The organism is Variovorax sp. 160MFSha2.1, assembly GCF_048305075.1.
GTDB lineage: Bacteria > Pseudomonadota > Gammaproteobacteria > Burkholderiales > Burkholderiaceae_C > Variovorax > Variovorax guangxiensis.
The window spans coordinates 514,107-532,328 of sequence record NZ_CP157624.1; the positions used below are offsets into that span (position 1 = coordinate 514,107).

At 68.6% G+C, this 18,222-nt stretch carries 16 protein-coding genes; 11 read left to right on the forward strand and 5 right to left on the reverse strand.

Annotated elements, in window-relative coordinates; all coding sequences use genetic code 11:
- Positions 1 to 121 precede the first annotated feature (121 nt).
- The 3 genes from ABL838_RS02275 to ABL838_RS02285 form a co-directional block, all read right to left on the reverse strand.
- Positions 122 to 610, reverse strand: a complete 489-nt coding sequence (locus tag ABL838_RS02275) for a phasin family protein (protein ID WP_126022323.1) — start codon at positions 608 to 610, stop codon at positions 122 to 124.
- Positions 611 to 718: 108 nt separating this feature from the next.
- On the reverse strand, positions 719 to 1,168 hold the full coding sequence (locus ABL838_RS02280; RefSeq protein ID WP_126022322.1) for an acyl-CoA thioesterase: 450 nt from the start codon (positions 1,166 to 1,168) through the stop codon (positions 719 to 721).
- Between the two features lie 106 nt (positions 1,169 to 1,274).
- A complete protein-coding gene (locus ABL838_RS02285) occupies positions 1,275 to 2,171 on the reverse strand; it encodes a LysR family transcriptional regulator (RefSeq protein WP_418123937.1) in 897 nt (298 codons plus the stop codon).
- A 123-nt stretch (positions 2,172 to 2,294) separates the two neighbouring features.
- Here ABL838_RS02285 and gtdA point away from each other — a divergent pair, with 123 nt between their 5' ends.
- From gtdA to ABL838_RS02340, 11 genes are all read left to right on the forward strand, one after another.
- Positions 2,295 to 3,356: a gentisate 1,2-dioxygenase gene (gtdA, locus tag ABL838_RS02290; protein WP_418123939.1), complete on the forward strand. Its 1,062-nt coding sequence runs from the start codon at positions 2,295 to 2,297 to the stop codon at positions 3,354 to 3,356.
- Positions 3,357 to 3,420: 64 nt separating this feature from the next.
- Positions 3,421 to 4,125, forward strand: a complete 705-nt coding sequence (locus ABL838_RS02295) for a fumarylacetoacetate hydrolase family protein (protein ID WP_418123941.1) — start codon at positions 3,421 to 3,423, stop codon at positions 4,123 to 4,125.
- A gap of 27 nt (positions 4,126 to 4,152) precedes the next feature.
- A complete protein-coding gene (locus ABL838_RS02300) occupies positions 4,153 to 5,418 on the forward strand; it encodes a 3-hydroxybenzoate 6-monooxygenase (RefSeq protein WP_418123942.1) in 1,266 nt (421 codons plus the stop codon).
- Positions 5,419 to 5,475: 57 nt separating this feature from the next.
- Entirely contained in the window at positions 5,476 to 6,453 is a 978-nt protein-coding gene (locus ABL838_RS02305; protein ID WP_184640201.1) for a Bug family tripartite tricarboxylate transporter substrate binding protein, read from the forward strand.
- Between the two features lie 96 nt (positions 6,454 to 6,549).
- Positions 6,550 to 7,527 carry a Bug family tripartite tricarboxylate transporter substrate binding protein gene (locus ABL838_RS02310; RefSeq protein ID WP_369659927.1) on the forward strand — a complete coding sequence of 326 codons (978 nt, stop codon included), beginning with the start codon at positions 6,550 to 6,552 and terminating at the stop codon, positions 7,525 to 7,527.
- A 124-nt stretch (positions 7,528 to 7,651) separates the two neighbouring features.
- Positions 7,652 to 8,998: an FAD-dependent oxidoreductase gene (locus tag ABL838_RS02315; RefSeq protein ID WP_418123944.1), complete on the forward strand. Its 1,347-nt coding sequence runs from the start codon at positions 7,652 to 7,654 to the stop codon at positions 8,996 to 8,998.
- Positions 8,999 to 9,039: 41 nt separating this feature from the next.
- Positions 9,040 to 9,753: a hypothetical protein gene (locus ABL838_RS02320; RefSeq protein ID WP_418118834.1), complete on the forward strand. Its 714-nt coding sequence runs from the start codon at positions 9,040 to 9,042 to the stop codon at positions 9,751 to 9,753.
- Positions 9,754 to 9,855: 102 nt separating this feature from the next.
- Entirely contained in the window at positions 9,856 to 10,755 is a 900-nt protein-coding gene (locus ABL838_RS02325; protein ID WP_126022313.1) for an acyl-CoA thioesterase, read from the forward strand.
- A 37-nt stretch (positions 10,756 to 10,792) separates the two neighbouring features.
- Positions 10,793 to 11,401 (forward strand): glutathione S-transferase, encoded by a 609-nt coding sequence (locus tag ABL838_RS02330; RefSeq protein WP_418123946.1) that lies wholly within the window; start codon positions 10,793 to 10,795, stop codon positions 11,399 to 11,401.
- A 163-nt stretch (positions 11,402 to 11,564) separates the two neighbouring features.
- Complete coding sequence (locus ABL838_RS02335; RefSeq protein WP_418123948.1) at positions 11,565 to 12,278, forward strand: SDR family oxidoreductase; 714 nt, start codon at positions 11,565 to 11,567, stop codon at positions 12,276 to 12,278.
- A gap of 7 nt (positions 12,279 to 12,285) precedes the next feature.
- On the forward strand, positions 12,286 to 12,903 hold the full coding sequence (locus ABL838_RS02340; protein ID WP_369659922.1) for a class I SAM-dependent DNA methyltransferase: 618 nt from the start codon (positions 12,286 to 12,288) through the stop codon (positions 12,901 to 12,903).
- Between the two features lie 28 nt (positions 12,904 to 12,931).
- Here ABL838_RS02340 and atpE read toward each other — a convergent pair whose 3' ends face one another.
- A complete protein-coding gene (gene atpE / locus ABL838_RS02345) occupies positions 12,932 to 13,171 on the reverse strand; it encodes a F0F1 ATP synthase subunit C (protein WP_012745530.1) in 240 nt (79 codons plus the stop codon).
- Positions 13,172 to 13,433: 262 nt separating this feature from the next.
- Complete coding sequence (locus ABL838_RS02350; RefSeq protein WP_418123950.1) at positions 13,434 to 18,140, reverse strand: ricin-type beta-trefoil lectin domain protein; 4,707 nt, start codon at positions 18,138 to 18,140, stop codon at positions 13,434 to 13,436.
- Positions 18,141 to 18,222 lie beyond the last annotated feature (82 nt).

The following is an 18,222-nucleotide window of genomic DNA, read 5'->3' on the forward strand; positions in this document are numbered from 1 at the left end:
CTCTTGGGGACACTCTAGCGTATGTGCACCGCACCATGAAGGCACGGGCCATGTTTTGCCGCACCGGCTTTCTTGTGCAGTGCCGCAATCGCGGCCGCCCGGCGCGGCGGCCTGCGCGGGGTCAGCCGGCCTTGCTGCGGCGCAAGGTTTTCTTGGCGGCGGGCGCGGCCGCCTTGCGGGCCGCGGTCTTGCGCGCGGCGGTGGCGGTAGCGGTGCCCTGCTGCGCCTTTTTCAGCTGGGCTTCGAGCGCCTCGACGCGCGCCTGCAGCGCGGCCATGTCGGCGGCGCTGGGCGCGCCCAGCTTCTCCATCGCGCGCGCCACGCGCTCCTCGAAGATGTTCTCCAGCTTGCCCCACTGGCCGGCGGCCTTGGTGCCGAACTCGCTGGCGAAGCCCGCCATGCGCTGCTGTGCCTGGGCCAGGGTCTCCTCGGCGGCCTGCTGGGTCTTCTTCTGCATGCCGGCGCCGTCGCGCACCAGCGCCTCGAAGGCCTTGCTGCCTTCCTGCTGCATCTTGGCGAAGGCACCGAGGCCGGCAAGCCAGATCTGCTGGGCGGAATCCTTGATGCGGTCGGCGGCCTTGCCGTTGCTGTCGTCGTCCTGGGTAGCCATGCGATTCGTTCCTTTTCCTTTGCCTGCAAACAATCGCCTGACTCTAGCCGCCCGGCGGCCTCTTCATTAGAGCTTCGCGTCTATGGGGTGAAGCTCCCCGGCAGAGGCTCAGGCCGAGGTGCCGGCCGCGCGGCTCGCGTCCAGGTGGGCCTTGGCGCGCTCGGCCAGCGCCATTTCGCCGGGGGTGCCGGGCACGTAGGGTACGACGGGCAGCGGACGGCCGTGCGAATCGACCGAGACGAACACGATCAGGCATTCGGTGGTCTTCTCCATCGAGCCGCCCTTCATGTCGCCGCTGCGCACCTCGACCGAGATGTTCATGCTGGTATTGCCGGTGTAGGCGAGGCGGGCCTCCACCTCGACGAGGTCGCCGATCATGATCGGCCGGTGGAAGCGGATGCTGCCGATGAAGGCGGTGACGCAGTAGCGCTTGGCCCAGCTCGTCGCGCAGGCGTAGCCTGCCTCGTCGATCCACTTCATGACGGTGCCGCCGTGGACCTTGCCGCCGAAGTTGACGGTGCTGGGTTCGGCGAGAAAACGCAGGGTGATCGAGGACATGGGAGGCCGCCTTTGGTGAATGTGGCTGTGACTATGGAGTGGGGAGCCGCGATTATGCGAGCGGGCGCCCGCTTGCGGACGCCGCCGGTCGTCCCGGCGCGCACGCTCAGCTGCCGCTGAACAGCTGCGCCAGCGTGCGCCTCAGCCAGGCATTGCCCGGGTCGGCATGGAAGCGCTCGTGCCAGTGCTGCTTCACCGCGTAGTCCGACAGCGCGAAGGGCGGCTCCAGCAGCTTCACCGGCTCCTGCGTGGCCAGCACCTTGCCGAGGATGCGCGGCACCACCACCAGCAGCTCGGTCTGCGCCACGATGCGCGCCACGCTCAGGAAGCTCGACAGCCGCACCACCACGTTGCGCTTCAGGCCCAGCCGCGCGAGCGTGGTGTCGACGATGGCGTGCCCCGTGCCCGAGGTCGATACCACCGCATGCGCCTCGGCCTCGAAGCGCCTGCGCGTGAGCTTCGTGCCGATGCGCGGGTGGTTCCTCGCCGCCAGGCAGACGAAGTTCTGCATGAAGAGCGTCTGCTGGTAGAAGCCCGCGTCCAGCTGCGGCATGAAGCCCACGGCGAGGTCGACCTCGCCGTCCTGCAGCCGGCGGCCGCTGATGGTGGAGATGATCTCCGTCTCGATGTGCACCCCCGGCGCCGCTTGCCTCAGGTGGTCAAGCAGGCCGGGCAGCAGCACCACCTCGCTGATGTCGGTCATGCAGATGCGGAAGCGCCGCTGCGCCTGCGCCGGGTCGAAGCTGCTGCGGTTGCCTTGCGCCTGCGCGATCTGCGCCAGCGCCTCGCGCAGGTTCGGGTAGATGCGCTCGGCGTGCGGCGTGGGCTGCATGCCCTGCGCGGTGCGGGTGAAAAGGCGGTCGTCGAAGTGCGCGCGCAGCTTGTTCAGCGCGGTGCTGGCGGCGGCCTGCGCCATGCCCAGGCGCTCGGCCGCCTTCGACACGTTGCCGGTCTTGTAGACCTCGTCGAACACGGCGAGCCATTCGAGATCGAGCTTCGACATGCGGGCCTCCTGCTTACGGCGAAAGGCACCATTATCGAAATTTCGAATTCCGTGTATTGGTTGCCGGTCTTGAGGAAATAGTGGTGCGGGCCAACAATGCCCGCCAACGGAGACAACCGCCCCATGAAACCCGCCCCCTCGAACGCGGCCGAACGCCGCGACTACTACGACCGCATCCGCCCGCTGCATCTCACGCCGCTGTGGGAGTCGCTGCACGCGCTGGTGCCGCGCGAGCCGCAGACGCCGTGCGTGCCCGCCCTGTGGCGCTACGACGAGATCCGCCCGCTGCTGATGGAGTCGGCCGACCTCATCACCGCCGAGGAGGCCGTGCGCCGCGTGCTGGTGCTGGAGAACCCGGCGCTGCCCGGCAACTCGTCGATCACGCAGTCGCTCTACGCCGGGCTGCAGCTCATCATGCCGGGCGAGGTCGCGCCCTCGCACCGCCACGTGCAGTCGGCGCTGCGCTTCATCGTCGACGGCAAGGGCGCCTACACCACGGTGGGCGGCGAGCGCACCACCATGTACCCGGGCGACTTCATCATCACGCCCTCGTGGGCCTGGCACGACCATGGCAACGAGGGCATCGGCGGCAGCGTGGAGCCGGTGGTGTGGCTCGACGGCCTCGACATCCCGATGCTGCGCTTCTTCGACGCCGGCTTCGCCGAGAACGACGACTCCAAGGTGCAGCATGTCTCGCGTCCCGAGGGCAACAGCCTCGCGCGCTTCGGCCACAACATGGTGCCGGTGCGGCACGACCACGCCTCGGCCACCTCGCCGATCTTCAACTACCCCTATGCGCGCAGCCGCGAGGCGCTGGCCCAGCTGCAGAAGCAGGAAGCGCCCGATGCCTGGCTGGGCCACAAGCTGCGCTACATCAACCCGCTGACCGGCGGCTCGCCGATGCCGACCATCGCCACCAACCTGCAGCTGCTGCCCAAGGGCTTCGCCGGCAAGGCGCATCGCGCGACCGACGGCGCCGTCTACAGCGTGGTCGAGGGCCACGGCACGGCCGAGATCGCCGGCCAGCGCTTCGTGTTCGGCCCGCGCGACACCTTCGTGGTGCCCTCGTGGGCGACGCTGAAGCTGTCGTCGCCGGCCGAAGACGCCGTGCTTTTCAGCTTCTCCGACCGCCCCGTGCAGCAGGCCATGGGCATCCTGCGCGAAGCCTTCCTCGAAGACGCCTGAAGCCACAGGCGATCGTCCCGTTTTCCGTCTGACCAAGTGCCGCCCCGAGCGGCAGGAGCTTCCCATGTCCTTCGCCTTCACGCCTCCTTCCATCGTCGGCCTGCCCATCTTGGGTTCCGACCAGCAGTTCCCCGTGCGCCGCGTCTACTGCGTGGGCCGCAACTACGCCGCCCATGCGCGCGAGATGGGCTTCGACCCCGACCGCGAGCCGCCTTTCTTCTTCTGCAAGCCCAACGACGACGCCTCGGTGGTGCCGGTGGCCGACGGCAAGGGCGTCTCCATTCCCTACCCGCCGCTCACCAGCAACTACCACTACGAGGCCGAGCTGGTGGTCGCCATCGGCAAGGGCGGCGCCAACATTCCGGTCGAGGAGGCCGCCAGCCACATCCACAGCTACGCCGTGGGCCTGGACATGACCCGCCGCGACCTGCAGATGAAGATGCGCGAGCAGGGCCGTCCGTGGGAGATCGGCAAGGCCTTCGACTTCTCCGCGCCCATCGCGCCGCTGCGCACGCTGGCCGACGTGGGCGAGATCAACGCCGGCGCCATCGTGCTGGAAGTCGACGGCGAAGTGCGCCAGAAGAGCGACATCACGCACCTGATCTGGTCGGTGAACGAAGTCATCGCCAACCTCTCGACGCTCTTCACGCTGCAGCCCGGCGACCTGATCTTCACCGGCACGCCCGAGGGCGTGGGCGCGGTGAAGCCGGGCCAGACCATCAAGGTGAGCATCGAGCGACTGCCGTCGTTGACGGTGCACATCGAGTAAGTTTTTCCCGACCGCACAGGCCGCGCCATGACCCTTTCGAAGAACCCCCCCACAGTGCTGCTGGTCGGCGGCGGCATCGGCGGCATGGCCGCCGCGCTGGCGCTCGCGCGGCTGGGTGTTTCCATCGACCTGCTCGAGCAGAGCGCCACCATCGGCGAGATCGGCGCCGGCCTGCAACTCGGCCCCAATGCCTTCGCGGCGCTCGACGCGCTGGGCGTGGGCGAGGCGGTGCGCCGGGGCTCGGTGTTCACCGACCGGCTCGTGATGATGGACGCGGTCGACTGCGGCGAAGTGGCCTCGGTGCCGGTAGGCGAGGCCTTCCGCGCGCGCTTCAGAAATCCTTATGCGGTGAGCCACCGCGCCGACCTGCATGGCGCGATCCACGAGGCGGTGAAGCAGCATCCGCTGATCCGCTTCCACACCTCGGCGCAGGTCGAGTCCATCGACCTGGGCGGCCAGGGAGTCACCGCCGTCACCCGCGACGGCCGCAGCTTCAAGGCCGACGCCATCGTCGGCTGCGACGGCGTGAAGTCGGTGGTGCGCGGCAGGCTCATCGGCGACGCGCCGCGCGTCTCGGGCCACGTGGTGTACCGCGCCGTGGTGCCGGCGGCCGACATGCCCGCCGACCTGCGCTGGAACGCGCCCGTGGTCTGGGCCGGCCCCGACTGCCACCTGGTGCACTACCCGCTGCGCCATGGCGAGCAATACAACCTGGTCGTCACCTTCCACAGCCGCGAGAAGGAAGAGTGGGGCGTGACCGACGGCAGCAAGGAAGAAGTGCTCTCGTACTTCGAGGGCGTGCACGCGCGCCCGCGCCAACTGCTCGACCGGCCGACCTCGTGGCGCCGCTGGAGCACCGCCGACCGCGACCCGGTCGAGCGCTGGAGCGAAGGCTCCGCCACGCTGCTGGGCGACGCCGCGCATCCCATGATGCAGTACCTCGCGCAGGGCGCGTGCATGGCGCTGGAAGACGCCGTGACGCTCGGCGAGGCAGTGAAGGCCTGCGGCTTCGACATGCCTGCCGCCTTCAAGCTCTACGAGGCGGCGCGCGTAGCCCGCACCGCGCGCGTGGTGCTGTCGGTGCGCGAGATGGGGCGGCTCTATCACGCCAAGGGCGTGGAGCGCCTGGTGCGCAACAGCCTGTGGCCGGGCCGCACGCCCGAGCGCTTCTACGATGCGGTCGAGTGGCTCTACGCCTGGCGGCCCGAGCGCTGCCTGGACGATGCGCCCGAGGCGCTGCGGCCTTCGCCCGTGATCCGGGCCGAGGGCGCCGCCGTGCTTTCGCCGCTCTGAGGTCCGTTTCTTTCATCATTCATAACCATCGAGGCCGAAGGCCCAGGAGACAAAGACATGAATTTTTCGCGCGCCCTGCTCGCAGGCGTCCTCGCCCTCACGGCCGCTTCAGGCGTGCTGGCCCAGTCCGGCGACTACCCGAGCAAGCCCGTGACCCTGGTCACGCCCTTCGCCGCCGGCAGCGGCCCCGACGCGGTGCTGCGCCTCGTCTCCGACAAGCTCTCGCGCCTGTGGAACCAGCGCGTGGTCATCGACAACCGGCCCGGCGGCGGCGGCTTCATCGCCATCGACCAGGCCCGCCGCGCCGCGCCCGACGGCTACACGCTGCTGCAGCTCGACAGCGAGCACGTCGCCGCGCTGCCGCACCTGTACAAGTCGCGCAACTTCGTGACGCTGCAGCATTTCGATCCGGTGGCATCGCTCTTCCGCACGCCCTTCTTCGTGGCGGTGGGTACCGACTCGAAATGGAAGAACATGAGCGACCTGATCGCCGCCGCCAAGGCCAACCCCGACGGCATCGTCTACGGCTCGTGGGGCGTGGGCAGCCCGGGCCACCTGGGCGCGCAGCAGCTGGAGGCGCTCACCGGCATCCGCATGCGCCACGCGCCGTACCGCGAGGTGTCGCAGCTCTACTCGAACGTGGGCACCGGCGAGGTGCCGTGGGCCTTCGCGAGCATCCCGTCGAGCCAGGGCATCTACAAGGCCGGCAAACTGCGCTACATCGCGGTGGCGGCCAGCAAGCGCATTCCGCAGATGCCCGACGTGCCGACGATGGCCGAGGCGGGCGGCCCGGCCTCGCTGGAGGTCAATTCATTCGTGTCGCTGCTCGCGCCCAAGGGCGTGCCGGCGGCCATCAAGGCGAAGATCAATGCCGACGTGGCCAAGGTCATCGCCGATCCCGAGATCCGCGCCCGCTTCGACACCTTCGCCTTCGAGCCGCTGGCCTGGTCGCCCGAGGAAATCGAGCGCAATGCCGAGGCCAAGTCGAAGGTGTACGGCGAGCTGGTGCGCAGGGGCAACATCAGCCTCGAATAGCGAGGGTGCGCCAGGCCCCGGCCTTGCCCGGTGTCTTGCTCGGCAGTTAAGCTGGCCCTCTTTGGTTTTTTGACGACTTTTTCACACTTTTTCTCCATGCACGCCACCAAGAGAGCCCTTCTGATCGCCTGCGGCCTGGCCGCCGCCGCCATGCTGCCCCTGAGCGCCAACGCAGACAACGCCGCCTGGCCGACCAAGCCGATCCGCCTGCTCGTGGGCTTCCCGGGCGGCTCCACGCCCGACATCGCCGCGCGCACCATCGCCGAGCCGCTGTCGAAGGCGCTGGGCCAGCCGATCGTGGTCGACAACAAGGCCGGCGCCTCGGGCAACATCGCGGCCGACCAGGTGGCCAAGGCCACCGACGACCACACGCTGGGCATCGTCATCAACGGCAACCTCACGTCGTCGAAGATGCTGTACCCCAAGCTGCCCTACGACCCGGTCAAGGACTTCACGTACCTGTCGCTGATCGCGACCGCGCCGCTGGTGCTGGTGGCGCAGAACAACCTGCCCTCGGGCGCGGCCTTCTTCGACGAAGGCCGCAAGGCCGGCGACAAGTGGAACTACGGCTCGGTGGGCATCGGCTCCGTCGGCCACCTGGGCATGGAACTGCTCAAGACCCGCGTGCCCGGCTTCAAGCCGGAGCACGTGCCCTACCAGGGCAACCCGCAGGTCATCACCGCGATGCTGGGCGACCAGGTGCAGATGGGCCTGATCCCGCCGGGCGTGGCCATGCCGCAGATCAAGGCCGGCAAGCTCAAGGCCATCGGCCTGACCGGCGGGCGCAGCGCGCTGGTGCCCGAGATCCCGCCGCTCGCCGACGCCGGCGTGAAGGATTTCAACCTCGAGGTTTGGGTGGCGCTGCTGGGCCCGTCCAACCTGTCGAAGGTGGCGCAGGCGCGCATCAGCCGCGAACTCGAGACCGTGATGAAGAACCCCGACGTGCGCCGCAAGCTCTTCGAGCAGGGCTGGCAGGCCGTGGGCACCTCGCCGGACGGCATGCGCACGCGCGTCAATGAAGAGGCCGCGATCATGACCAAGATCATCTCGGCCCGCGGCATCAAGTTGCAATAACCACCCCCCAAGGCTGCGCGCACTTCGTGTCGCGCGCGCCAACCCCCTTGCAGGGGCAACACCGACGGACCGGCAAAGCCGGATCCGCGGTGTTTCCCGAACAGACATCCATGGACCTATTTGAATGACTTCCACATTGCATGAACCGGCGCGCGCGCTGCCGGTGTTCGGCGAGTACGACGTGGTGGTGGTCGGCGGCGGCCCCGCCGGCATCGCGGCCGCCGTGAGCGCCGCGCGCCACGGTGCGAACACGCTGCTGGTGGAACGCTACGGCTTCCTCGGCGGCATGGGCACGGCCGGCGGCGTCACCAACTTCGCGGGCCTGTACGGCAAGCGCAAGGGCGAGATGACGCAGCTGGTGCGCGGCGTGGTCGACGAGCTCATCGAGCGCATTGCCGCGCTCAACGGCATGAACCAGCCGCAGAACGGCATGGGCGGGCGCATCTGCGTGCGCTCGTACGACACCTCGGCCTACAAGCTCGCCGCCGACCAACTGCTGGGCGACGCGGGCGTGAAGCTGCTGTTCCACGCGCTGGCGGCGGCCGTGGTGCTCGACGGCAAGCGCATCGCGGCGCTGGTGGTCGAGACCAAGTCGGGCCGCCAGGCGATCCGCGCCAACGCCTTCATCGACGCCAGCGGCGACGCGGACGTGGCCGCCTTCGCGGGCGTGCCCTTCGAAGTGGGCGACGGCCACGGCAGCGGGCTCTTTCCGACCACCATGTTCCGCATCGGCCAGGTGGATGCGCCGGCCGCACTGGAGGCGGTGGGCGAGTTCAAGGCCATCAACGACTTCATGGCGCGCGCCGAGCAGCAGAAGCCGGGCGTCTACAGGTTCCCGCGCGAGGGTGCGATCCTGCGGCCCAACAAGGACCCGCGCGAGTGGCGCGCCAACGTCACGCAGATCCGCAACTCGCAGGGCCGCGCGATGAACGGCGTCGACGCGCGCGAGTTGACCGAGGGCGAGCTCGAGGGCCGCCGCCAGATCACCGAGTACTTCAGGTTCCTGAAGGCCGAGGTGCCGGGCTTCGCCCAGTCGGCCATCGTGGAGATCGCGCCGCAGGTCGGCATCCGCGAGACGCGGCGCATCCAGGGGCTCTACGCGCTCGGGCGCGAGGACATCCTGGGCTCGGCGAAGTTCGACGACAACATCGGCCTGAACGCCTGGCCGATGGAGATGCATGCCGACGGCCGCATCGAATGGGCCTTCCCGCGCGACGAGGACAATGCCTACAACCACCTGCCCTGGCGCATGCTGGTGCCGCAGACGCTCGACAACCTGCTGGTGGCAGGCCGCTGCGCGTCGATGACGCACGAGGGCCAGTCGGCCGCGCGCGCCAGCGGCGGCTGCTTCGTCATGGGGCAGGCCGCGGGCACGGCGGCGGCGTCGGTGGGCGCAGGCAGCTTCGCGGCGGTCGACATCCCGGCGCTGCAGAAAAAGCTGGCGGCCGACGGCGTCGACCTCGACCGCTGAAGGCCCGCGGCGTGCGGGATGGCGCTAGAGTCCGGGGCTTGATGAACTCGAACCTCGGACCCAACGTGCATTTCCCTTCGCTGTCGACACCCGCGCGTCGCACCCTCCTGGCGCTGTCCTGCGCCGCCATCGGCCTCTCGCTGGCCGGCTGCGCCAGTACCCCCGAAGGCGAACCCGTCCACGGCAAGGACCGGCTGCTGAGCTTCCTGGCCGCCAAGGATGGCCGCAAGGTCGCCATCGTCGGCGAGAACTACCACTACGTGTTCGACGGCGATCCCTCCGTGGCTGCGCTGCTGCGCTGGGACGGGCGCACCAAGGTCACGCCCGCGCTGCTCGGCGAGTTCAGGGTGGCGCGCAACCAGAGCTTCGAGGGCCAGTACGTGCTGGTGGCCTTCGACGCCGACCTGACACCCGAGGATCGCACCTTCCTCATCCAGACCGGCTTCGCGAAGACCGAGGTGAAGTACGGCGACCGTACGGGCCCCGCGCTGCGCTACTTCGGCACCGTCTACGGCAAGCGCTACGAGGCGGTGCCGCTGAAGTCGGGCGACAAGGTCGATTTCTCCAGGCGCCAGTACCTGAACTACGTCGAGCAGGAAACGCTCAGCGCTCCTTTCAGCAAGGCCGCGCCCTCGCCGCTGGTGTATGCCGACGACGGCTCGATGCTGCTGGGCGGCGTGCCGGTGCGCGTCGTGCAGGGCGGTACGGACTACAGCTGCCGTGCGGGCTTCATGGGCATGTGCTTCTACAAGTAGAAGAAGAGGGAGAAGAGGGGGCCTGCTGACAGGCCCGCGACAGCCGGCGGGCGCGGGCTTTGCTATGGTCGAGGGTCGCTTTCCGACCGCTTTTCCCCTCCGATGACCACCGATCCCGCCACCGCCTCCCGCCTCGTCAACGAACTCGTCGCGCTCATGCAACTCGAGCCCCTGGGCGGCGACCGCTTCCGTGCCCAGAGCGAGGACATCGGCACGCCGGCCGTGTTCGGCGGCCAGGTGCTGGGCCAGTCGCTGATGGCCGCGAGCCTCACGGTGGGGGCCGAGCGCCCGGTGCATTCGATGCACGCCTACTTCCTGCTGCCGGGCGAGCATGCGCCCATCGAGTACAGCGTCGACCGCGTGCGCGACGGCCGCAGCTTCACCACCCGCCACGTGGTAGCGCGCCAGCAGGAGCGCATCATCTTCGAGATGTCGGCCTCCTTCCAGACCGTGGACGAAGGCGTCGAGCACCAGTTCGACATGCCCGAGGTGGATGGCCCCGACGGGCTCATCAGCGAGCTCGACCAGCGCATCGCGCTCGGCGACCGCCTGCCCGAGCCCTGGCGCACCAAGGCGATCCAGCCGCACGGCATCGAATACCGCCGCGTCGACCCCGAGGACCTGATCGCGCCGCAGGTGCGCCCGACCTCGGCGCAGAGCGCCATCTGGATGCGCGCCATCGCGCCGCTGCCCGACGACCCGATGGTGCACCGCGCGCTGCTGGCCTACGCCTCCGACCACGGACTGCTGCGTGCCGCCATGCTGCCGCACGGCCTGAGCTTCATGAGCGGGCAGGTGCGCCCCGCGAGCCTCGACCACGCGATGTGGTTCCACCGCGATTTCCGCATGGACGACTGGCTGCTGTACGTGCTCGACTCGCCCAGCGCGGGCGGCGCGCGCGGCCTGTGCCGTGGCAGCCTCTACGCGCGCGACGGGCGGCTCGTGGCCTCGGCTGCGCAGGAAGGCATGCTGCGCATCAGAAAGCCGGCGGCTCGCGCATAGTGCGTTCTGGCGATTCAGCTGAAACAAGGCCTCCACCATGAAAATCTTCTTCTCCCCCGCTTCCCCCTTCGTGCGCAAGTGCATGGTCGTGGCGCACGAGCTCGGCGTTGCCGACCGCATCGAGAAGCTGCCCAGCGCGGCCGGCCCGGTGAAGCGCGACGCCACCATCATCCCGAAGAACCCGCTGGGCCAGGTGCCCACCTTCATCACCGACGATGGCCAGGTGCTGTTCGACAGCCGCGTGATCTGCGAGTACCTCGATGCCATGCAGTCGGGCAAGCTCTTCCCGTCCGGCGGCAAGGAGCGCTGGGCCCGTCTCACCGAACTGGCGCTGGCCGACGGCATGACCGGAGCCGCGCTGCTCGCGCGCTACGAGAACGTGCTGCGCCCCGAGGAACTGCGCTGGTCCGACTGGACGGACGGCCAGCTCGCCAAGGTGCGCACCGGCCTCGAATGGCTGGAAACAGCCACGCCGTCCTTCGGCGACCGCGTGGACATCGGCACCATCGCCTTCGGTTGCGCGCTGGGCTACATGGACTTCCGCTTTCCCTCGGTGGACTGGCGCGCCGAAGCACCGAACAGCGCGAAGTGGTTCAAGGCTTTCAACCAGCGGGCTTCCATGCAGGCGACCCTGCCCACTGCCTGAGTCTTTTTTCGTTCGGCGTGCGATCACGCCGACGGCGGACATTCGCGCAGGGGGTAGCCGGCGGCCTGTGCACGCACCCCGGACATGGCCGCAAGTCTCCACTTGGCAGGAGATCCGAATCCTTGGCTAAATGCGAGCTCTCGCATGAACCAAGGAATCCCGAATGTCTTCTGAAGACCAGAAAAAAGTAGCCATCGTCACCGCCGGCGGCAGCGGCATGGGTGCCGCCGCGGCACGCAAGCTCGCGGAGGACGGCTTCCGCGTGGCCATCCTCTCGTCGTCGGGCAAGGGGGAGGCGCTCGCGGCGGAGCTCGGCGGCATCGGCGTGACGGGCTCGAACCAGTCGAACGACGACCTGAAACGCCTCGTCGACGAGGTGGTGGCCCAGTGGGGCCGTGTCGACGTGCTGGTCAACAGCGCCGGCCACGGTCCGCGCGCGCCCATCCTCGACATCACCGACGAAGACTGGCACCGCGGCATGGACGTGTACCTGCTGAGCGCGGTGCGTCCGGCGCGGCTGGTCGCGCCGCTGATGGTGCAGCAAGGCGGTGGCGCCATCATCAACATCTCCACCTTCGCGGCCTTCGAGCCCGATCCGGTGTTCCCCACATCGGGCGTGTTCCGTGCCGGGCTCGCGGCCTTCACCAAGCTCTTCGCCGACACCTACGCGGCGAAGAACGTGCGCATGAACAACGTGCTGCCCGGCTTCATCGACAGCCTGCCCGAGAAGGCCGAGTTCCGCTCGCGCATTCCGATGGGCCGCTACGGCAAGAGCAGCGAGATCGCAGCCGTCATCGGCTTCCTCGCGTCGGAAGGCGCGGGTTACATCACCGGACAGAACCTGCGCGTGGATGGTGGCATCACGCGGTCGGTGTGAGGCCTGCATGAAGACCCCGGCGCAGGCGCTGGAGAATTCGCGCCGCACAGTCCAGTCCTACGACGCGCATGCCCGCGAGTACAACGCGATCGTGGCCGGGCATCCGCTGCAGCCCGAAATCGCGGATTCGATGCGGCGGATGATGGAGTACGTGCCCGCGGGCGGCAGCGTGCTCGAGGTCGGTTCCGGTCCGGGGCGCGACGCCGACTTCGTCGAGTCCCTGGGCGGCGTGGTCCGGCGCACCGACGCGGCGCAGGCATTTCTCGATCTGCAGGCGCAGCGAGGCAAGAAGGGCGAGCTGCTCGACGTCGTGACCGATGCGCTGGGCGGGCCCTACGACGCCGTCCTCGCGATGTGCGTGCTGATCCATGTCGATCGCGCGCAGATCGCCGCGGTGCTGCGAAAGATCTTCGACGCGCTCCGGCCCGGCGGCGTCTTCCTGGTGTCAATGCGCGTCGGCGAAGGCGAGAAGAACGGCGACTACCACACGGTGTGCTGGGAGAAGGACCGGTTCGCCGCGGAGCTCGTGGCGGCCGGCCTGCACCCCTGCTGGGAGATGGAGCGCATCGGCCGCAACGACGAGGCGTGGGTCTACTTCCTCGCACGCCGCCCGCAGCAGCCCTGAACCGGCGAGCGCGTCGTCTCGTTCCCGCTCAGCCGAAGGGATTGGCCGTCGCGAACCACAGGCCGATGCCGGTGGCGATGATGAACGCCCCGTCGGTCACGCCCGCCACCAGGAAGAACTTGGTCTGAAGCGTGTCGACCAGCTCGGGCTGGCGCGCCGTGCTCTCCAGGAACTTCTGCCCGACCAGTCCGATGCCGAGGCAGGAGCCGAGGGCGGCGACGCCGATCAGCAGGGCCACTGCGAGGGGAAGGATGTTGAAGCCGGTCATGGTGTTTTCTCCTGGTTGGTTGGTGAATCGAGGCACTGATCGCTTCCTCGATGGACGTACTTTCCCAGAGCGGCTGCGCACGGTCCATGACGTGTGAGGTCATGGAGCAGCTGCCGAGGCACAAACAAAAAAGCCGCCCGTGAGAACGGGCGGCTCCTTCGCAAAACACCGCGGAACCGGCTTCGCCGGGCCGCAGGTGTTGCCCCCTGCAAGGGGGTTGGCGCAGCGACACGAAGTGCGCGAAGCCTGGGGGTCTGCCTAGTTACTGCAGCTGTGTCCAGTTCTGGTTGTTGCCGCCGTTGCAGGTCCAGGTGATCAGCGCCGTGTCCTGCGCGGTCGCATTGTTCGGCACGTCCAGGCACGAACCCGAGGCCCGGTTGCGCAGGGCCGCGCCGACCAGGCTCCACTGCGTCGTGTCGCCAGCCGTGCAGGCCAGTTGAACCACGGGCGCATTGGTCGTCGCGGTGCCGCTCTGCGCGAGGCACAGGCCGCTGTGCTCCGCCTTGAACTGCACGAAGCCGCCGCCGAGCTGCGTCACGGTGAAGCGCTCGTTGCCGGCGTTGCCGCACGGCCACTGCACCACCGTCGTGCCGCTCGTGGTCGCCGCGCCCTTGACGTTCACGCACAGGTTGCTGTGGTTGGAGCGGATGCGCGTGACCACGGGCGTCGGGTCGTTGTCGAGCGAGCGCACGTACTCGCGCAGCGCCACCACGTCGTTGGCCGGCAGGCTGGAGGCGTTGCCGTGGCCGCCGGTGAGAACGTCCTGCAGCGTGGCCGCCTGGCCGTTGTGGAAGAACGCGGTGGTGTTCCACGTGCCCAGCAGGGTCGGCGTGTCGAAGCCCACGCCCGCCAGCGGCTGGTTCATGCCCTTGCCCGAGGAGGCCTGGATCGTGCCCACGTCGTGCCGCACGCCGTCGCGGAAGGTGGCGCCGGTGTGGCAGGTCGCGCACTGGGCCGTGTTGAACACGGTCTGGCCGCGCGCCGCGTCCACGCTGAGGCTGCCGTCCGCCGCACGCGCCGGGCTGCGCATGTACTTGGTCAGCGAGGTCAGGTAGGCCGCCAGGTCGTCGAGCTGCGCGCTCTTGCCGGCCTTGGGCGCGCCCAGCGGGTCGGAAGTGGCCGCGAAGTCCGCGTTGGTCAGGAAGCCGGTGCCGCCGAACTCGTTGCGGATGTCGTTCTCGAAATCCTGCACCTCGTCGAAGTTGGCCGTCCAGTGCAGCTTGCCGTGGCCCAGGCCGCGCCGGCCCTGCAGGCTGATGGTGCGGCGCAGGCCTTCGCCGCGCTGGGTGAAGTCCCACACCATGCCGTCGTCGCCGCCGTCCGCATGGCAGCTCGCGCAGGAGATGTAGTTGTCCTTGCTCATGCGGCGATCCGACGCGTTGTAGAACACCTGCTTGCCGCGCAGCGCGGCCGGCGACATGGGCTCCGCCGCCACCGTCGACACGGTCTGAAGGAAGGTCGGCACGTTGGTCTCCGACGACAGCACCGTCGCCACGTCGTGCACCGTCACCGAGCGCGCCAGGAAGTTGTTGACGAACAGGCGCTTGCGCACCGTGTCGAGGTACAGGCCGTGCGGCGCGCTGCTGGCGTTGATCTCGCCGCGCACCGCGCGGCTGTACGGATCGACGATGGCGACGCGGTTGCCTTCCATCTGCGCGACGAACAGGTAGTCGCCCGAGGGAGAGAAGAGCGCCGCGCGTGCCGGCGCCCGGTCGTCGAAGTCGATCTGCTCGCCGAACTCTTCCGCCGCCGTCTGCAGGTTGACCTGCGACAGGATGGAGCGCACCGTCTGGTCGTGCACCAGGTTGTTGCCGTCGCGGAATTTGCCGCGCACGATGTTGTCCTTCTTCGAGGGCAGCACGGCGCGCGCGCCGTCGGGCGAGATCACCACCTGGCTCAGGTAGTTGGCCACGCCACGCGCGCGGTTCTCGGTGTCGATGGTTGTGGTGTCGACCGGCAGCGCGATGGTGCTCATGGCGCTCATGCTCTGCAGGTTCACCTTGTGCAGCTGGCCGCCCGTCATCTTCGACTTGAAGCGCGTGACGTAGGCCACCTGCGAGCCCGACTCGACCGCGATGCCGCGCAGCGCGCCGTCGAGCGCGACCGCGCCGGTGGTGGTGCCGTTGCTCGGGTTGAAGCTCATCAGCACCGACTTGCTCTCCATCGTCAGCAGGCCCTTCGTGCCGTCGGGCGTGAAGGCCACGCCGTAGGGGCCGCTGCCGTAGGCCAGCGGCACGGTGGCCGAGAGGCTGCCGTCGGCGGCGTTGAGCACCACCAGCTTGTCCTCGCCCTGCACCGCGACCCAGATGCGCCCGTCGGGGCCGACGGCCAGCGTCTTCGGTTCGTCGCCCACGCGCACTTCCCAGCGCTTGACCAGGCTCTGCGAGTCGACGGCGGCGACCGTGCCGCTGTCGGGGTTGACCGAGTACACCGAGTTCGCGTCGCCCGCGATGTTGGTGGTGTGCGTGGGCGCCTTCGCCGTCACCGGCATGATCACCGTGAGGTTGTAGGTGTAGAAGGTCTCGCGGCCGTTGGCGTCCTTCACCGTCAGCGTCACGGTGAAGTGGCCGGGGCGCGTGTAGGTGTAGGTGTAGTTCGGCTGGTTCGAGTAGGCGGTCTGCGTGCCGTCGCCGAAGTTCCAGCGGTACTGCGCGCCGCTGCTGCCCAGCGTGGCCGGGTTGAACACCAGCTGGCCGTTGACCAGCTTGGGCCCGCCGCCGATGCCGGGGTCGCCGATGATGGCCTGGCTGCGCAGCGTGCTCACGTCGGTGTCGCTGAGCACGCGGCCGTAGACGCGCACTTCCGCCAGCGTGCCCTTGAAGAGCGCCGCGTTGCCCTGGATCTGGCCCAGCAGCGCGAACTTGTTCGACAGGCCCTTGTTGCCTGTGGGGCCGGTGGATGTGGTCTTGGCTCCGTCGACGTACACGGCCTGCGCCCCGGAGGCTGCGTCGCGCGTCATCACGACGTGGTGCCAGGTGCCGTCGTTCACCGCCGCCGTGGAGGTGGTGCCGCCGTCGTTGCCCACCGAGAGCTTGATGCGCCCGCCGTTGTCGAGCCAACCCCAGAACACGTCGTCGGTGCCGGAGGCCTGGTCGCGGCCGAAGATGCCGGGCGCCGTCCAGGAGTTGCCGCCGCCGGTCTGCGTGGTCTTCATGTAGAAGCTCACCGAGGCGCTGCCGCCGAGCACGGTGGCCACGGTGTCGCTCTTGAGCGTCACGCCGGCGGTGCGGTTCGCGAAGTTCAGGCCGATGCTCTCGAAGGCGTCGCCGGTGGCGGGCGTGCCGTTGTTGGCGCCGATCTGGTCGGAGAGGTTGCCCGCCAGCGTCCAGTAGTGCATCAGGCCGATCTCGGCGGCGTTGCCGGTGTGGAACACCGACTTGTAGTCCGCGCCGATGGCGTTGCCCGCATAGTCCTTCACGCCGTTGGCCGGCAGGAACACTTCATAGCTGGTGCCCGGCTGCAGCGGCTGCGCGGGGTGGAAGTTGATGATGCCCAGCTGCACGCTGTAGGTGCCCGCCAGCGTGTTGCCGCCCACCGGGCGCACGATGAAGGTGTTGGAGTTCACGCTCTCGGGCAGGATGCTGTCGCTCATGCCCAGGCCGATGCGCGAGGTCAGCGCCTGCTGCTTGGCGTTGTTGGCGGGCGAGACCTGCCGCACCTCCGGCTTGGTGGTGTCGGGGTCGACCTGGTGCACGACGAAGCCGCTGCCCGAGCCGTGGTCGTTGCCCACGAAGATCAGGTTGCCGAAGGCCGCGACCTGCCCGTTGTCGGAGTGCGAGAAATTCGGGTCGTCCTCGCGCAGGATGCTGCCGCGGCCCACCTCGACGTGGTTCAACGGATTGCTCACGTCGACCTTGTGGATGTAGGTCTGCGCGCCCTGGATGACGTAGTTGTCCTGCGTGGCGCAGTAGAGCTGCTCGTCGATGACGAGGCGGTTGTCCTCGGCCACGAAGTTGGAGCGGTCGCTCAGGTCGTAGCTGTACATCTTCGCCCCGCCGCCGCGCGCCGAGGCATGCAGCGTCTTGCCATCGAAGCAGGTGGCGTAGTAGTTGGGGTTGGAGCCCACGGTGTCCAGCACCTTGGGGTTCAGCGGGTCGGATATGTCGAGGCTGGAGAAGCCCGCGGTGTTGTCCATCGAGGTCAGCACCATGTGGTTGCCCATCGTGAAGATCGGGCCGATGCGAAAGCCGCCGAGTTCCCCGGTGGGCACCGGGTTCGGCTTGCCCGCGCCGCGGTTCGCCACCACGGCGTTCGCGGGGTCGGTGGCATCGACGATGAAGATGCCGCGGCCGGCCGAGGCCACGTACAGGTAGGGTGCCTGCCACCAGAGCTGCCAGGCCACGTTCTCGTAGTCGCCGCCGTTGACGCCGGGCAGCGCGAGCTTCTTGACCTGCTTGATGTCGTTGACGTCGGTGAAGTCCCAGAACTCCACGCCGTTGATGCTGGGCAGCACCACGTACGTCTTGCCGCCGATCTTCGCGGTGCCGAAGGAGTGGGTCTCGCGGAACTCCTGCGTGCGGCCTTCGGGCTCGTAGATCTTCTTCACGAGCTTGATCTGCCGCGGGTTCGAGATGTCGTACAGCAGGAAGCCGCCCGGGCCGAGGCCGCTGTCCGGCGCGAAGGAGGTCAGGAAGTAGCCGTTGACCATGATGCCGGCGTTCATGCCGTAGTCCTTGCGGCCCGGGTAGGTGGCGGGCACCTCGCGCGACTCATAGGCGCTGCTGTGCGCGGGGTCGAGCGGGTGCGCGGCGCTGGTGATCATCGAGACCGGCTTGAACAGCTCGGCCGATGTGTAGGTGAGATTGCCCAGGCCCGGCCCCTGCAGCGGCAGCGGGTCGGCCACGGCTTCGGCCACTGCCGTCGCCATGTTGTTCAGGGTCGTCATCGGACTGACCCCGGTGATTGCCGCGTGCGTCAACAGCGTGACGAACGGCAGCAGGAACGCCATCAAGTAATACCGGATTTTCATCGTCGCCTCCAGGTTGTTTGAAGTCCGCAGGGGAACCGTTTTCTTCTCGGCCAACTAACTCCGTGTTGCTCTTGTCGCTTTG

What these genes read in the sequence shown, in the direction of transcription:
- ABL838_RS02315 (WP_418123944.1), top strand. Translation starts at nt 7,652, where the DNA reads ATGACTTCCACATTGCATGAACCGGCGCGCGCGCTGCCGGTGTTCGGC.
- ABL838_RS02330 (WP_418123946.1), top strand. Translation starts at nt 10,793, where the DNA reads ATGAAAATCTTCTTCTCCCCCGCTTCCCCCTTCGTGCGCAAGTGCATG.
- ABL838_RS02320 (WP_418118834.1), top strand. Translation starts at nt 9,040, where the DNA reads ATGAACTCGAACCTCGGACCCAACGTGCATTTCCCTTCGCTGTCGACA.
- ABL838_RS02340 (WP_369659922.1), top strand. Translation starts at nt 12,286, where the DNA reads ATGAAGACCCCGGCGCAGGCGCTGGAGAATTCGCGCCGCACAGTCCAG.
- ABL838_RS02310 (WP_369659927.1), top strand. Translation starts at nt 6,550, where the DNA reads ATGCACGCCACCAAGAGAGCCCTTCTGATCGCCTGCGGCCTGGCCGCC.
- ABL838_RS02305 (WP_184640201.1), top strand. Translation starts at nt 5,476, where the DNA reads ATGAATTTTTCGCGCGCCCTGCTCGCAGGCGTCCTCGCCCTCACGGCC.
- ABL838_RS02325 (WP_126022313.1), top strand. Translation starts at nt 9,856, where the DNA reads ATGACCACCGATCCCGCCACCGCCTCCCGCCTCGTCAACGAACTCGTC.
- ABL838_RS02350 (WP_418123950.1), bottom strand. Translation starts at nt 18,140, where the DNA reads ATGAAAATCCGGTATTACTTGATGGCGTTCCTGCTGCCGTTCGTCACG.
- ABL838_RS02295 (WP_418123941.1), top strand. Translation starts at nt 3,421, where the DNA reads ATGTCCTTCGCCTTCACGCCTCCTTCCATCGTCGGCCTGCCCATCTTG.
- ABL838_RS02300 (WP_418123942.1), top strand. Translation starts at nt 4,153, where the DNA reads ATGACCCTTTCGAAGAACCCCCCCACAGTGCTGCTGGTCGGCGGCGGC.
- atpE (WP_012745530.1), bottom strand. Translation starts at nt 13,171, where the DNA reads ATGACCGGCTTCAACATCCTTCCCCTCGCAGTGGCCCTGCTGATCGGC.
- ABL838_RS02285 (WP_418123937.1), bottom strand. Translation starts at nt 2,171, where the DNA reads ATGTCGAAGCTCGATCTCGAATGGCTCGCCGTGTTCGACGAGGTCTAC.
- ABL838_RS02335 (WP_418123948.1), top strand. Translation starts at nt 11,565, where the DNA reads ATGTCTTCTGAAGACCAGAAAAAAGTAGCCATCGTCACCGCCGGCGGC.
- ABL838_RS02275 (WP_126022323.1), bottom strand. Translation starts at nt 610, where the DNA reads ATGGCTACCCAGGACGACGACAGCAACGGCAAGGCCGCCGACCGCATC.
- ABL838_RS02280 (WP_126022322.1), bottom strand. Translation starts at nt 1,168, where the DNA reads ATGTCCTCGATCACCCTGCGTTTTCTCGCCGAACCCAGCACCGTCAAC.
- gtdA (WP_418123939.1), top strand. Translation starts at nt 2,295, where the DNA reads ATGAAACCCGCCCCCTCGAACGCGGCCGAACGCCGCGACTACTACGAC.